Origin of the sequence: Bacillus smithii, from assembly GCF_001050115.1 — a bacterium.
In the GTDB taxonomy this organism is placed as follows: domain Bacteria; phylum Bacillota; class Bacilli; order Bacillales; family DSM-4216; genus Bacillus_O; species Bacillus_O smithii.
The window spans coordinates 2,982,764-2,996,468 of record NZ_CP012024.1 but is presented as its reverse complement, the minus strand read 5'-3'; the positions used below and the strand labels follow the sequence as shown (position 1 = coordinate 2,996,468).

Below are 13,705 nucleotides of genomic sequence, written 5' to 3'. Positions count from 1 at the left end.
GGAGATCAACTATGAAAAGACGGGCATTAATCAGTGTTTCCAATAAAGAAGGGATCGTGGAGTTTGCAAAAGGACTGGTTTCTTTAGGATTTGAGATTCTTTCAACCGGCGGCACCAAAACGATCTTGGCGGAAAACGGAATCCCGGTCACAGCCGTCGAAGAAATAACTGGATTTCCGGAAATATTAGAAGGCCGTGTGAAGACTCTTCATCCTCTTATTCATGGCGGGCTGCTGGCGAAATGGGATCACGAACTGCATCAACGGCAAATGAACGAACAAGGAATTGAGCCCATCGAAATCGTTTGCGTCAATTTGTATCCTTTCCAGCAAACGATTGAAAAAGCGGATGTTACTCCGGAAGAAGCTATTGAAAATATTGATATCGGCGGGCCGACTATGCTTCGATCCGCAGCGAAAAACCACGAGTATGTCACGGTGCTGGTCGATGCGGCTGATTACGGAAAAGTGCTGGACGAGCTGAAAGAAAATGGGAAAGTCAGCAAAGAAACTAAGAGAAAACTGGCTGCCAAAGTATTTAGGCATACGGCTGCTTACGATGCTTTAATTTCGCAATATATGACCCGTCTTGCCGGCGAAGAGAATCCGGAGAGAGTCACTTATACATATGAATTGAAACAAACGCTTCGCTATGGTGAAAACCCGCACCAAAAGGCGGCTTTTTATCAAAAACCGCTCGGTTCGGATTTTTCCATTGCCAGATCCAAGCAATTGCACGGCAAAGAACTTTCTTATAATAACATTCGCGATGCGGACGCTGCTTTGCAAATCATTAAAGATTTTCAAGAACCGGCTGCCGTTGCGGTCAAACATATGAATCCGTGTGGAGTGGGCATCGGGAATTCAATAGAAGAAGCCTACGCAAAAGCTTACGAAGCGGATCCAGTTTCTATTTTTGGAGGGATTGTGGCGCTTAATCGGCCGGTCGGAAAAGAGCTGGCGGAAAAACTGCATGAAATTTTCCTTGAGATTGTGGTGGCTCCTGAATTTACAGAGGAAGCACTGGACATTTTAACCAAGAAGAAAAATATTCGGCTGTTAGTCCTTCCTTTTACGGGTGAGAAGAAAAAAGAAGAAGTATTGACATCGGTTGAAGGCGGCCTCTTAGTCCAAGATCCGGATACGTTCTCGCTGGATGAAGCTGAGCTGAAGACGGTGACGAAGAGAGAGCCTACTGCAGAAGAATGGGAAGCTTTGAAGCTTGGATGGAAGGTAGTCAAGCATGTGAAGTCCAATGCCATCGTAGTGGCCAACGAAGAAAGAACGTTAGGAATCGGAGCAGGACAAATGAATCGCGTCGGCGCTGCCAAAATTGCTCTTGAACAAGCCGGCGACTTGGCAAAAGGAGCTTGCCTTGCTTCAGATGCCTTTTTCCCGATGGACGACACGGTAGAAGCTGCAGCTAAAGCAGGAATCACCGCTATCATCCAGCCGGGAGGATCGATCCGTGATGAGGATTCCATTAAAAAGGCGGATGAATACGGAATCGCAATGGTGTTTACAGGCGTTCGTCATTTTAAACATTAAAAGGTTTGGGGAAGTATGAAAAGGCCCGACGATCGACAGTCTTGTTTTGACCGGGCTTTTTACCTCCCCCTAATCTTTGAGGGCGAATGAGAATATGAGAAAAGAGGTGGCTGGTTTGAAGATCCTTGTGGTCGGCAGAGGTGGACGGGAGCATGCGATCTGCAAAAAGCTGAATGAAAGCGTGCTTGTTGAAAAAGTATTTTGTGCTCCAGGCAATGCCGGTATTGCTGAAGATGCGGAGTTAGTAAATATAGACGAAATGGATTTTGCCGGTTTAGCCGATTTTGCGGAAAGACAAGACATTGAATTAACGGTAATCGGTCCGGAAAATCCATTGGCTGCCGGAATTGTGGATTATTTTCAACAGCGTGGATTAGCGGTTTTCGGACCAAATCGAAAGGCAGCTCAGTTAGAAAGCAGCAAATCATTTGCAAAAGAATTGATGAAGAAGTATCAGATCCCCACAGCATCCTATGCCGTATTTGAAGAGTTCGAGGAAGCAAAAGCTTATATTGTCCAACATGGGGCTCCTATCGTGCTAAAAGCAGATGGGCTTGCAGCCGGAAAAGGGGTTACCGTTGCCATGACGTTGGAAGAAGCGTTATCGGCCCTTGAAGAAATGCTTTTGAATCAGAAATTCGGCGAAGCGTCGTCCAAATTGGTGATTGAAGAATATCTGCAAGGGGAAGAATATTCTCTGATGGCCTTTGTTCATGGCGAAAAAGTATATCCTATGGTTGTTGCTCAAGACCATAAGCGGGCGAATGACGGCGATAAAGGACCGAACACAGGCGGGATGGGGGCTTATTCACCGGTCCCTCATTTGCCGGCTGATATCGTCGAACAATCCGTCCGCGAAATTTTGGAGCCATGTGCAAAGGCAATGGTGAAAGAAGGATGTCCGTTCACAGGGGTTATCTTTGCCGGCTTGATGATGACAAAACAAGGTCCTAAAACGATCGAATTTAATGCCCGTTTTGGAGACCCTGAAACTCAAGTCGTTTTGCCGCGATTGGAATCCGATTTGGCGCAGGTATTTTTAGATGTGCTGGCCGGAAAAGATCCACAACTCAAATGGAAAGAGGAAGCGGTTCTTGGGGTTGTATTGGCTTCAGAAGGCTACCCGGGATCGTATCAAAAAGGAGTCCCCATCAAGGGATTAGATGAAATTGAGCAGGCGACGGTTTATCATGCGGGAACGATTCGAAGTGAGAAAGGAGCCATTTGTTCCGACGGCGGCCGCGTTCTGTTGGTTGCGGCTAGCGGTGCATCGGTAGAAGCAGCCCAGCAGCAAGTCTACCGGGAAATGAAAAAATTGGATCAGCCCGGATTTTTTTACCGAAAAGATATCGGTGCAAGGGCTATTGCTCGTTTCTCCTCTTAGACATGCGGAAAAAAATATAGATGAGAGCAGCAATACTTCCAATGAGAAGAATAAGTGCAAATGACGAGTGTGTGATATATTCCATAAACGTCCGATTGTACATTTTTCGTTCACTCCTTTTGGTCAGTTGAAATTGCCTTTTATAGTGCTTAATGCTTAACTCTTGTCATCAACCGCCTGATAGTTTCTTTTGAAACATTCAGGCGGCATTTCAAGATTGTTCAGGCTATTCGCTTTCTGTTTAAGCGCCTTCTTATTGGTAGACCGCGCCCTCCTATTTGAAAAAGACGTTCTGACGCAATTTAATGTTATTTAGACTGTCATCAATCTCGTGAAAGCTGATTTTGAAAAAGACTTCTCGAGGATTTAGATATTTATGACGGATTGTAAGGAATGTCGATGTCTTCCTTACGGTCCGCCTGATTTTGTTGATTCTGTTGGTTTTGCTGATTTTGCCGGTTTTGGTTATTCTGCTGGTTCATGAAAGAACCGTTTTCCCATAGGTCGGTCAGCGGACAATATTGTAAAATTCCTTCTCCAACCCGCATGGCCCCTAGGAAAGCGATGAACAAATAGGATTGCCGCCAAGGCTTTTTGGAAAGCTTAGCTGTCCCCCATGCAAGCATTGTGAGTCCGCAGGTTATTCGAATCAAAGCATTCAAAAGACCGATATTTTGTTTTACTTTCAAAGGGATCGCCTCTTTTCACTAAATTTTCAAACTTTACATTCTTTTTACCCTGAGTTTGTCGCCAAAATATGGTACTATTAAAATTAACATTTTTCCTTGAATATCAGTAAACATCGCCACTGCAAAAAGCGGTAAAAGGATGATTCCGTTTTTGACATAGTACCGAATGAAGCAGGCGGAATGTTTAGCTATTCACTTCATCTTTTCAGCAAAGGACAGTTTTTTCAATGACAGCCTTTTTTTCATTCAGCAAGAGCTTTTGTGTATGACATTCATCCGTTCAGCATAAACCCATATAAAGAAGAGAACGGGAAGAATCCATAGTTGAAAGTTTTAATACAATTAGGAGGGCCCTTAATTATGTTAGAACAGCATTATCGGTGGAAAAACAGACAGCTCAGAGATCATGTGGCAGTGATTGACGGAGAAAAGCCTCCGAATATATTGCTGAAAAACTCGCGATTTTTGCATTCCACAATGCGAAGATGGGTGGAAGCCAATATTTGGATCGCAAACGACCGCATCGTTTATGTCGGGGAGAAACTGCCGCAAAAGCTAGACGGATGTGAAGTAGTAAACTGTGAAAATTTTACGCTTGTGCCTGGTTACATTGAGCCGCATGTTCATCCTTTTCAACTTTATAATCCCCAGTCATTTGCCGAATATGCATCTCAATCAGGAACAACGAGTTTCGTCAGCGATAATCTTGTGTTGTTCTTGTTTTTGAAAAATAAGAAAGCGTTTTCTTTGATGAATGAGTTAAATAAGCTTCCGTTCTCTTTGTTTTGGTGGTGCCGGTATGATCCGATGACGGAACTGAATCAAGAGGATGAAAAATTTTCGCATAGAGATGTCAAATCATGGATTGAAAGCGGATTTGTTATCCAAGGGGGAGAACTGACTGGCTGGCCAAAATTGTTGGACGGAGATGATATGATTCTTCACTGGATACAGGAAACAAAGAGGCTTGGAAAAAGAATTGAAGGACATTTTCCGGGAGCTTCGGAGAAAACGCTTACGAAAATGACGCTTTTAGGAGCAGATGGCGACCATGAATCGATGACCGGAAAAGATGTGTACAAACGACTGATGCAAGGATATACGGTAGCTTTGCGCCATTCTTCCATACGTCCAGATTTAGAAATCCTTTTAAGAGAAATTCGGGAAATGGGTTTGGATCAGTATGATCAAATGACGTTTACAACGGATGGCTCTTTTCCCTCTTTCTATGAAGACGGGGTGATCGACCGTATGATCGCCAAAGCGTTGGAATTTGGCGTTCCGACGATGGATGCTTACCAAATGGCCAGCTATAATGTCGCAAAGCATTATCGAATCGATCATTATTACGGTATGATTGCTCCTGGACGAGTAGCCAATATTAATTTTCTGGAAAACGAAAACAATCCGACGCCTGTTTCCGTTTTGTCGAAAGGACAGTGGGTCAAAAAGAACGGAACGAAGGTGTATCATGGCCATCCGATCAAATGGGAAAATTGGGGCTTGAAACCAATATCGTTCCATTGGGATTTAAAAAAAGAAGATCTGCAGTTTTCAATGCCGTTTGGCATCCAGATGGTCAACGATGTTATTACGAAGCCATATTCACTAACAAGGGATATTTCATTGGATCAACTTCCGGAGGATGATGAAAGCTTTTTGCTGTTATTGGACCGAAACGGACAATGGCGGGTGAGCACAGTGTTAAAAGGTTTTGACAATCGAGTGCAAGGTCTTGCTTCATCCTTTTCAAGCACTGGCGATATTGTATTGATCGGAAAACGCAAAGAAGAAATGCGTCGAGCTTTTCAAAGAATGAAAGAGATCGGGGGAGGAATTGTTCTTGCGGAAAACGGCAAAGTCATTCATGAAATCCCCCTTAAGCTTTCCGGCATGATGTCAGATCAGAGCATGGAAGAGTTGATCAAAGAAGAAAAAAGGATGAAAAAATTGTTAATCGACCGCGGCTATTCTTTTTCTGATCCTTTTTACACACTGCTTTTTCTGTCAGCTACCCATTTGCCGTATATTCGTGTTACTTCGCGCGGCATCTATGATGTCATGAAAAAAACTATACTCTTTCCCACTATAATGCGTTAAAATAATGAAATACAGACATATCAATTCCATTTTCAAAAATATCGGGAAAAGGAGTATGAATCGTTGATGCAAATTGATAAATTGCGCGGCAAAGAGTTGGATCAGCTTTTTCAGGCAGTTTTATCGTTAAAAGATTTAGAAGAATGCTATCGTTTTTTTGATGATTTGTGCACGGTTAATGAAATTCAATCTCTTGCGCAGCGCCTTGAAGTGGCCAGAATGCTCCAGGAAGGGAAAACGTACCACAAAATTGAGAATGAAACCGGCGCCAGCACCGCTACCATTTCCCGCGTGAAGCGCTGTTTGAATTATGGAAATGATGCTTATCGAATGGTATTAGATAGAATCAAAAATGAAAAAGAGCAAAGCGGCGAATGATGACGGGGGATTTTCCTCCGTTTTCTTGCTTCTAGCATGGCTTATTGGAGTTTGAAGCGATAAGGATTGCCCTTGAGTAGCCTTGCTACCAAGTATGAAGTTATTGAAAAAGAAAGACTTAATTATAAAAAATGAAGCGGGTGGCAATTATGTCAATCTTTCAATTAACGAATAGAAAATATAAAAAGGCTGTGGAATGGGTTAGAGAACATAGTTATGGTATAGACTCCCTGGAAAAATGTGAGATTAATGACTTTAATTTTTTAGAAAATATATTAAAGGATAAGCAAATCGTTTGGTTGGGTGAAAATGGACATGGAATTGCAGAGCATAATCTTTTAAAATCTAAACTTATTGAATTCTTATATCACAAAATGGGATTCAAGGTAATAGCATTTGAAAGCGGCCTAAGTGAATGCTATAGCGCTAACTACTTTAAAGATGATATTTCTGTGAATGAACTTATGGATAAATCAATATTTTCTTTATGGAAAACAGAAGAAACGCTACCTTTGTTTGAATTAATAAAAGGATCTGATTTGAATCTTATAGGATTTGATTTTCAACCTTCATCCAAACAAAACTTATTTGTAGATCTGTTGGACAAACTGGATATTGATTTACCCTTAAAATTCAAATTAAGTATAAAAGCTTTGGATAAAGCAACAATGGATTGGTATATGCGTATTGGCAAGTTGAAAGGAGAGAGGAAGAAAATACCAAGACATATTATGCAAGAGTATTTGGAAACCCAAAAAGAATTAACAGAATTGTTCTCCTCGCTACATAAGACATTAGAGGAGTTGGAAAAAGAATTTATTAGGAAAGATATGCATATATATTTTCAATTAATTCAAAGAGTCATAGAAAATAGACGACTTTTATTATCAAACCTTGCCACTGGACATCGTACTTATCAGAAAATTAGAGATCAAATTATGGCATACAATATAGAATGGATTTGTGAAAAATTATACCCGAATGAAAAAATTATAGTATGGGCACACAACTCCCATATTTATAAAAATTATGAAAATCTAATTAAATATAAACCTATGGGATCATTAATGAGTCCAGAGATGGTTAGTAAATCCTATTATCTCGGACTGTTTATGTATGAAGGGAAGGCGGCCTTAAATAATAAAACAATATATGATTTAGTTAAACCTCCCAAAAAGAGTCTTGAAGATTATATGAACCATAATAAATCATCGATATCTTTCATTGATTTTTCAGATGTATCACCCAACGAATTGAACAAATGGATTTTTAACAAAACTCTTATATTAGAATCAGGAACAATGCAAAAATTAATTACTCCAGCGCAGCAGTTGGACGGTATTTTCTTTGTAAAAAAAGTTTCACCGCCTCATTATCTTTAAGCTGACTTTCATTATATGATCATCAGAATTCTTCCTATAAATTGCCGTTTTTGGCTTTTAGCGGTCTATGGCTTATTTTGAAGCATTACAAATCAGTATATTTGATGTCAAAGTGAACTTATATTTTTTCTTGTCTTGTAACGTACGTTGTTTAGTTGGATTACTTCTTTAGATATGCGTTTACTCTTTCTATCGCGGTGCAACGTTTGTCTCCATACCACAATACAATTTTGACTTCTTTGATCTTTTGGACTTCTATTTCTCATGGTTCTAGAGTATCAAACTCATCATCCAATTGAAGATTAAATCAAACAATCAGGAAAAGAGATTAACTTTTATACCCGAAATATTGACTCCAATCCACTTAAAAAGACAATCGGCTATATTGACAATTCCGTCATTTTATTTGACGAAGCTATTTTTCTTGGAGAGATTGAAATAATGTGCGTTCCAGCTTCCAAAAACCTAACCCGCTTTTTTCATAATAACGTAATTCTTCTTCTGCTTTTTTAAGTATTTTATGGTTGTCTCTAAATCGTTCTCTAAATATTTTATCATCACAAGAAATCTATAATAGAATATAAACTGGTTTTCGGTACAGCTTTAAAATGTTTTTTCATATCCGCTAATGTAGAACGTTCTGATTCATGTAAAAACTTATAAAGCATGTAAGAACTTTAATAATCTCCTTATAACCTTCCTTGGCTTTTCCCGTCAAGGCGTTGATTTTTACGCTAACAAATTCGTATTGGGTAAAAAGCGATTTCACCGCAATTTTTATATTCTGATATTTTTGAAAAAAATACTTTTATTATCCAATAAATGAGTATAAATCTTCAATATTTTTCGCTGTCCGGATAGGAAAAAGGCGTTCACAAATCAAAGGAGAATCGTTCGATGACCTGTGTGGGTGGTTTTTGTCACCAAAAAGAAAACTGGTGTTTTATATTTTTAGGGATTTATAACAAAAAATAGAAACGCTTCATTTCCTTCTTTTCCGGTTTTAGCAGAGCAAAACAAATGCTATAATGGTTAGATGAAATCATGAAATGGAGGGCATTTGGATGTATGATGTGCGCGAGTGGCGCCATGTGTTCAAACTGGACCCAAATAAAGAAATAGATGATGATAGTTTAGAGAAAATTTGCGAATCGGGAACGGATGCGGTGATCGTCGGCGGCACGGATGGAGTCACGCTCGACAAAGTGCTTCATTTAATGGCGAGAATCCGCCGCTACACGGTTCCTTGTGTATTGGAAGTTTCTACGCTTGAAGCGATCACGCCGGGGTTTGATCTTTATTTTATTCCCATGGTATTAAACAGCTCCAAAGTCGATTGGGTGCTGGGGCTTCATCATCATGCGTTAAAAGAATACGGCGAATTAATGAATTGGGATGAAGTGCTCGCGGAAGGCTACTGCATTTTAAATGGCGATTCCAAAGCAGCGCAATTAACCGAGGCAAATACGGAATTAGATATAGAAGATGCTGTTGCTTATGCGCGTTTGGCGGAAAAGATGCTGCATTTGCCAATCTTTTATTTGGAATACAGCGGCACATATGGGGATCCCCAGCTTGTGAAAAAAGTAAAAGAAACATTGACCGATACGGTTGTTTTTTACGGCGGCGGCATACAATCTCCTGAAGAAGCAGCCGAGATGGGGGCGGTTGCCGATGTCATTGTAGTAGGAAACGTCCTTTATACCGATTTGGAAAGTGCTTTAAAAACCGTTGAAATGGTGAAAAAGATTCCGCGCCGGTAGAGAAAAATCGGTTATAATAAGAACAAATGTTCTAACGGTGGTGAAAACATGCAATTTTTAACGGAAAAGCTGTTAAGCGGATTGAATAAAGAGCAGCAGGAAGCGGTGAAAACAACGGAAGGGCCGCTTCTTATTATGGCCGGAGCAGGTTCCGGAAAAACGAGAGTACTGACCCACCGAATTGCCTATTTAATGGTGGAAAAAGCAGTCAATCCATATAATATTCTGGCGATTACTTTCACCAATAAGGCAGCGCGCGAAATGAAAGAACGTGTTAGCCAATTGATGGGCGGCGCGGCGGAAGAAGTATGGATCTCAACCTTCCATTCCATGTGCGTTCGCATTTTAAGAAGAGATATAGACCGGATTGGCTTTAACCGGAATTTTACGATTTTGGACACAACCGATCAGCAGTCCGTAATCAAAGGCATTTTAAAAGATAAAAATTTGGACCCCAAGAAATTTGATCCCAGAGCCATTCTTGGCACGATCAGTTCTTTAAAGAATGAATTGATCGATCCGGAATCTTACAGCAAACAAGTTGGCAGCTATTATGAACGGATTGTCAGCGAAGTATATGAAGAATATCAAAAACGATTGCGGAAAAATCAATCGCTCGACTTTGATGACCTCATTATGACGACGATTCATCTGTTCCAACGAGTGCCGGACGTTCTCGAGTATTATCAATGCAAATTTCAATATATACATGTGGATGAATATCAAGACACAAATAAAGCCCAATACTTGCTCGTAAAGCTTTTGGCATCGCGTTTTCAAAATTTATGCGTGGTCGGAGACAGCGATCAGTCGATTTATCGTTGGCGCGGGGCGGATATTTCCAACATTTTATCGTTTGAAAAAGACTATCCGAATGCCCATGTCATCCTGCTTGAGCAAAATTATCGCTCCACTAAAAGAATTTTGCAGGCAGCGAATGAAGTGATTAAAAACAATTACAACCGCAAACCGAAAAAGCTGTGGACGGAAAATCCGGAAGGGAAGAAGATTGTCTACTTTCGGGCGGAAAATGAACAGGCGGAAGCTCAGTTTGTCGCCGGTAAAATTAAAGAGCTGGTCGAAAGCGGAAAAAGACAATTATCCGACTTTGCCATTTTGTATCGAACGAACGCACAATCCCGTGTAGTCGAAGAAGTGCTGATGAAATCCAATATCGACTATACGATTGTCGGGGGCATTAAGTTCTATGACCGAAAAGAAATTAAAGATATATTGGCTTATTTAAGACTGATCGCCAATCCGGACGATGATATCAGCTTGCTTCGTGTCATCAATGTACCAAAGCGGGGAATCGGTTCGACTTCAATGGACAAAATCGCCCGCTATGCTCAAGAAAATGATCTTTCTCTATTTCAGGCATTGGAAGAAGCGGATTTTATCGGTTTAAGCCCGAAAATCACCAAAGCGGTACTTGAATTCCGTGATTTAATTAAGGGCTATACCCAAATGCAAGAATACTTGTCTGTCACGGAACTGGTGGAAGAAGTGTTGGACAAGTCCGGATACAGGGATATGCTGAAAGCGGAAAAAACGCTTGACGCCCAAAGCCGTTTGGAAAATATCGATGAATTTTTATCTGTTACAAAAGGATTCGAGGAAAACAGCGAAGATAAAAGCTTGATCGCCTTTTTAACGGATCTTGCTCTTGTGGCGGATATTGACCGATTAGATGAAGAGGACAACAATCAGCAATCGGTTGTATTAATGACGCTCCATTCCGCGAAAGGGCTTGAGTTTCCGGTTGTCTTTTTAATCGGTATGGAAGAAGGCGTTTTTCCTCACAGCCGCTCGCTTATGGATGAAGAAGAAATGGAAGAAGAGCGGAGGCTCGCTTACGTGGGGATTACAAGAGCGGAAGAGGAGCTGTATTTGACGAACGCTCAAATGAGAACGTTATACGGTAGAACCAATTTGAATCCTGTTTCCCGATTTATTCAAGAAATACCCGAAGATCTATTGGACGAAGTGGTGGTCGAGAAAAAACCTTTTACTCGTTTTCAATCCAATCTTTCAACTTCTTCTCAAAAAGCCTCTATTCGGCCAATGGCAGTTTCCACGGGAGGAGAAGAAATTCCATGGAAAGTCGGGGATAAAGCCGAACATAAAAAGTGGGGCATCGGAACCGTAGTCAGTGTAAAAGGCGAAAAGGAAAATATGGAACTCGATATTGCGTTTCCAAGCCCGACAGGAGTAAAGAGACTGTTGGCGAAATTCGCTCCCATTCAAAAAGTATGAATGGGGAATAATAGACTCATCTATCGTGAATATGAACATATGAAGCTTTTTTGAACTCTTTTCTTTTTGGAGGAAAAGAAAAGACTCGCATGCGAAAGCGCATTTTCGTTGATGAATCATCGATTCGCCTTTGGCGAATCGATAAACGCTTGGTTTTGGATAAGTAGCAAAAGTAAGACAAAGAAAGGGCTGGCAAAATGGAGCGACATACGGCAGAAAAACGAGTAAGAGAACTCCATGAACGTTTAAATCAATACAGCTACGAATATTATGTGTTGGATCAGCCGACTGTTCCGGATGCGGAATATGATCGGCTCATGCAAGAATTGATCGAAATAGAAAATGCTTTTCCTGAATTGAGAACGCCTGATTCTCCGACTCAGCGCGTCGGCGGCCAGCCGTTGGAAGCTTTTCAAAAAGTTCGTCATGATATTCCGATGCTAAGCTTGGCGAATGCGTTTGGAGAAGGCGATTTGAGGGATTTCGATCGCAGAGTTCGGGAATCTTTAAACGAAGAATATTCGTACGTATGCGAGTTGAAAATCGACGGATTGGCTGTTTCCCTTTCCTATGAAAACGGAGTGTTTGTCCAAGGCTCTACTCGCGGCGATGGTGCAATCGGCGAAGACATTACGATGAACTTGCGAACCATCCATTCGATTCCTCTGAGGTTGAAAGAGCCGGTTTCAATCGAAGTTCGCGGCGAAGCGTTCATGCCTAAAAAATCGTTTGAAAAGCTGAATCGTGAACGGGAAGAGAGAGGGGAAACGCTGTTTGCCAATCCTCGCAATGCCGCTGCCGGATCGCTTCGGCAACTGGATCCCAAAATCGCCGCTTCCCGAAATTTAGATATTTTTCTTTACGGCATCGGCAACAGTGGAAATGTCAATATTCAATCCCATAGCGAAGGATTGGACTATTTGGACAGGCTCGGCTTTAAAACGAACAAAGAGCGGAGAAAATGCAAAGACATTGAAGAAGTCATCCAATATATCAAAGAATATACGGAAAAACGATCGACTCTTCCTTATGAGATCGACGGGATTGTGATCAAAGTCGACTCATTAGCCCAACAGGAAAAATTGGGGAGTACCGCCAAAAGCCCTCGATGGGCCATTGCCTACAAATTTCCTGCAGAAGAGGTGGTCACTAAGCTTTTAGACATTGAATTAAGCGTAGGACGGACAGGCGTTGTGACACCGACTGCCGTTTTAGAACCGGTCCGTGTTGCCGGAACAACCGTGCAAAGAGCTTCCCTTCATAATGAAGATTATATTCGGGAAAAGGACATCAAAATTGGAGACGAAGTCGTCATCAAAAAAGCCGGTGATATCATCCCTGAAGTCGTGCGGCCGATCAAAGAGCGACGAAAAGGGGAGGAAAAAGAGTTTCACATGCCTGGCCATTGCCCGGAATGCGGCAGCGAACTGGTTCGTCTCGATGGGGAAGTAGCTCTTCGCTGCATCAATCCAAAATGTCCGGCACAAATTCGTGAAGGACTGATCCATTTTGTCTCCCGAAATGCCATGAATATTGAGGGACTTGGTGAAAAAGTGATTGCTCAACTTTTCCGGGAGCAATTAGTGAAAGACGTAGCGGATATTTATCAATTGACGAAAGATCAACTGCTGCAATTGGATCGAATGGGTGAAAAATCTGTATCGAACTTATTAAAAGCCATTGAAGATTCGAAAGAAAACTCTTTGGAAAGATTATTGTTCGGCCTCGGCATTCGTCATGTGGGGGCCAAAGCGGCGAAAACGCTGGCTGTTCATTTTGAAACACTGGATCGATTAATGAAGGCAGACGTGGAGGAACTGACGGCGATTCCGGAAGTTGGGGAGAAGATGGCGGACGCCGTTGTCACGTATTTTCATCAACCGGAAGTACTGGAACTGATTCAGGAGCTGAAAGAAGCGGGTGTCAATATGGAGTATAAAGGGCCGAAGCCTGTTTCCAGAGATCAATCCAGCTCTTATTTTGCCGGAAAAACGATCGTGCTGACAGGAAAACTGGAAGCTTTGACAAGAAATGAAGCGAAAGAAAAGATCGAGGCACTCGGAGGAAAAGTTTCCGGAAGTGTCAGCAAAAAGACGGATTTAGTCATTGCCGGTGCTGATGCTGGCTCGAAATTGGCTAAAGCTCGAGAATTCGATATTGAAATCTGGGATGAAGAGAAACTGTTGGAAGAACTAAATAAATAAGA

The 13,705-nt window shown here is 41.5% G+C and carries 10 protein-coding genes; 8 read left to right on the top strand and 2 right to left on the bottom strand.

From position 1 onward, the window contains the following. Positions 1-11 precede the first annotated feature (11 nt). The gene (purH, locus tag BSM4216_RS14015; RefSeq protein WP_048624109.1) at positions 12-1,547 is read left to right on the top strand and encodes a bifunctional phosphoribosylaminoimidazolecarboxamide formyltransferase/IMP cyclohydrolase; all 1,536 of its coding nucleotides are present in this window, start codon (positions 12-14) and stop codon (positions 1,545-1,547) included. Positions 1,548-1,662: 115 nt separating this feature from the next. Next, positions 1,663-2,931: a phosphoribosylamine--glycine ligase gene (gene purD / locus BSM4216_RS14010; RefSeq protein ID WP_048624544.1), complete on the top strand. Its 1,269-nt coding sequence runs from the start codon at positions 1,663-1,665 to the stop codon at positions 2,929-2,931. Here purD and BSM4216_RS17380 read toward each other — a convergent pair. Next, the gene (locus BSM4216_RS17380; protein ID WP_412677267.1) at positions 2,909-3,016 is read right to left on the bottom strand and encodes an EYxxD motif small membrane protein; all 108 of its coding nucleotides are present in this window, start codon (positions 3,014-3,016) and stop codon (positions 2,909-2,911) included. The two genes, purD and BSM4216_RS17380, sit on opposite strands and share 23 nt — an antisense overlap. A 289-nt stretch (positions 3,017-3,305) precedes the next feature. After that, the gene (locus tag BSM4216_RS14005) at positions 3,306-3,620 is read right to left on the bottom strand and encodes a YgaP family membrane protein (protein WP_048624108.1); all 315 of its coding nucleotides are present in this window, start codon (positions 3,618-3,620) and stop codon (positions 3,306-3,308) included. Positions 3,621-3,980: 360 nt separating this feature from the next. Between BSM4216_RS14005 and BSM4216_RS14000 the strand changes: the two genes are divergently transcribed. The 6 genes from BSM4216_RS14000 to ligA all read left to right on the top strand — a co-directional run bounded on the left by BSM4216_RS14000 (position 3,981) and on the right by ligA (position 13,703). Beyond that, positions 3,981-5,720 carry an adenine deaminase C-terminal domain-containing protein gene (locus BSM4216_RS14000; RefSeq protein WP_048624107.1) on the top strand — a complete coding sequence of 580 codons (1,740 nt, stop codon included), beginning with the start codon at positions 3,981-3,983 and terminating at the stop codon, positions 5,718-5,720. 66 nt (positions 5,721-5,786) lie between these two features. Further along, positions 5,787-6,098: a YerC/YecD family TrpR-related protein gene (locus BSM4216_RS13995; RefSeq protein WP_003354092.1), complete on the top strand. Its 312-nt coding sequence runs from the start codon at positions 5,787-5,789 to the stop codon at positions 6,096-6,098. Between the two features lie 149 nt (positions 6,099-6,247). Next, positions 6,248-7,480 carry an erythromycin esterase family protein gene (locus BSM4216_RS13990; protein ID WP_048624106.1) on the top strand — a complete coding sequence of 411 codons (1,233 nt, stop codon included), beginning with the start codon at positions 6,248-6,250 and terminating at the stop codon, positions 7,478-7,480. 1,064 nt (positions 7,481-8,544) lie between these two features. Next, positions 8,545-9,243, top strand: coding sequence for a heptaprenylglyceryl phosphate synthase (gene pcrB / locus BSM4216_RS13985; RefSeq protein ID WP_048624105.1), 699 nt, complete (start codon positions 8,545-8,547; stop codon positions 9,241-9,243). 48 nt (positions 9,244-9,291) lie between these two features. Continuing rightward, positions 9,292-11,499: a DNA helicase PcrA gene (gene pcrA, locus BSM4216_RS13980; protein ID WP_048624104.1), complete on the top strand. Its 2,208-nt coding sequence runs from the start codon at positions 9,292-9,294 to the stop codon at positions 11,497-11,499. Positions 11,500-11,696: 197 nt separating this feature from the next. After that, a complete protein-coding gene (gene ligA, locus BSM4216_RS13975) occupies positions 11,697-13,703 on the top strand; it encodes an NAD-dependent DNA ligase LigA (protein WP_048624103.1) in 2,007 nt (668 codons plus the stop codon). The last annotated feature ends 2 nt before the right edge of the window (positions 13,704-13,705 follow it).

Bases quoted from the DNA above. Each gene is read 5' to 3' on its own strand.
- purH (WP_048624109.1), top strand. From the start codon at position 12: ATGAAAAGACGGGCATTAATCAGTGTTTCCAATAAAGAAGGGATCGTG.
- BSM4216_RS17380 (WP_412677267.1), bottom strand. From the start codon at position 3,016: ATGGAATATATCACACACTCGTCATTTGCACTTATTCTTCTCATTGGA.
- BSM4216_RS14000 (WP_048624107.1), top strand. From the start codon at position 3,981: ATGTTAGAACAGCATTATCGGTGGAAAAACAGACAGCTCAGAGATCAT.
- BSM4216_RS13995 (WP_003354092.1), top strand. From the start codon at position 5,787: ATGCAAATTGATAAATTGCGCGGCAAAGAGTTGGATCAGCTTTTTCAG.
- BSM4216_RS13990 (WP_048624106.1), top strand. From the start codon at position 6,248: ATGTCAATCTTTCAATTAACGAATAGAAAATATAAAAAGGCTGTGGAA.
- pcrB (WP_048624105.1), top strand. From the start codon at position 8,545: ATGTATGATGTGCGCGAGTGGCGCCATGTGTTCAAACTGGACCCAAAT.
- pcrA (WP_048624104.1), top strand. From the start codon at position 9,292: ATGCAATTTTTAACGGAAAAGCTGTTAAGCGGATTGAATAAAGAGCAG.
- ligA (WP_048624103.1), top strand. From the start codon at position 11,697: ATGGAGCGACATACGGCAGAAAAACGAGTAAGAGAACTCCATGAACGT.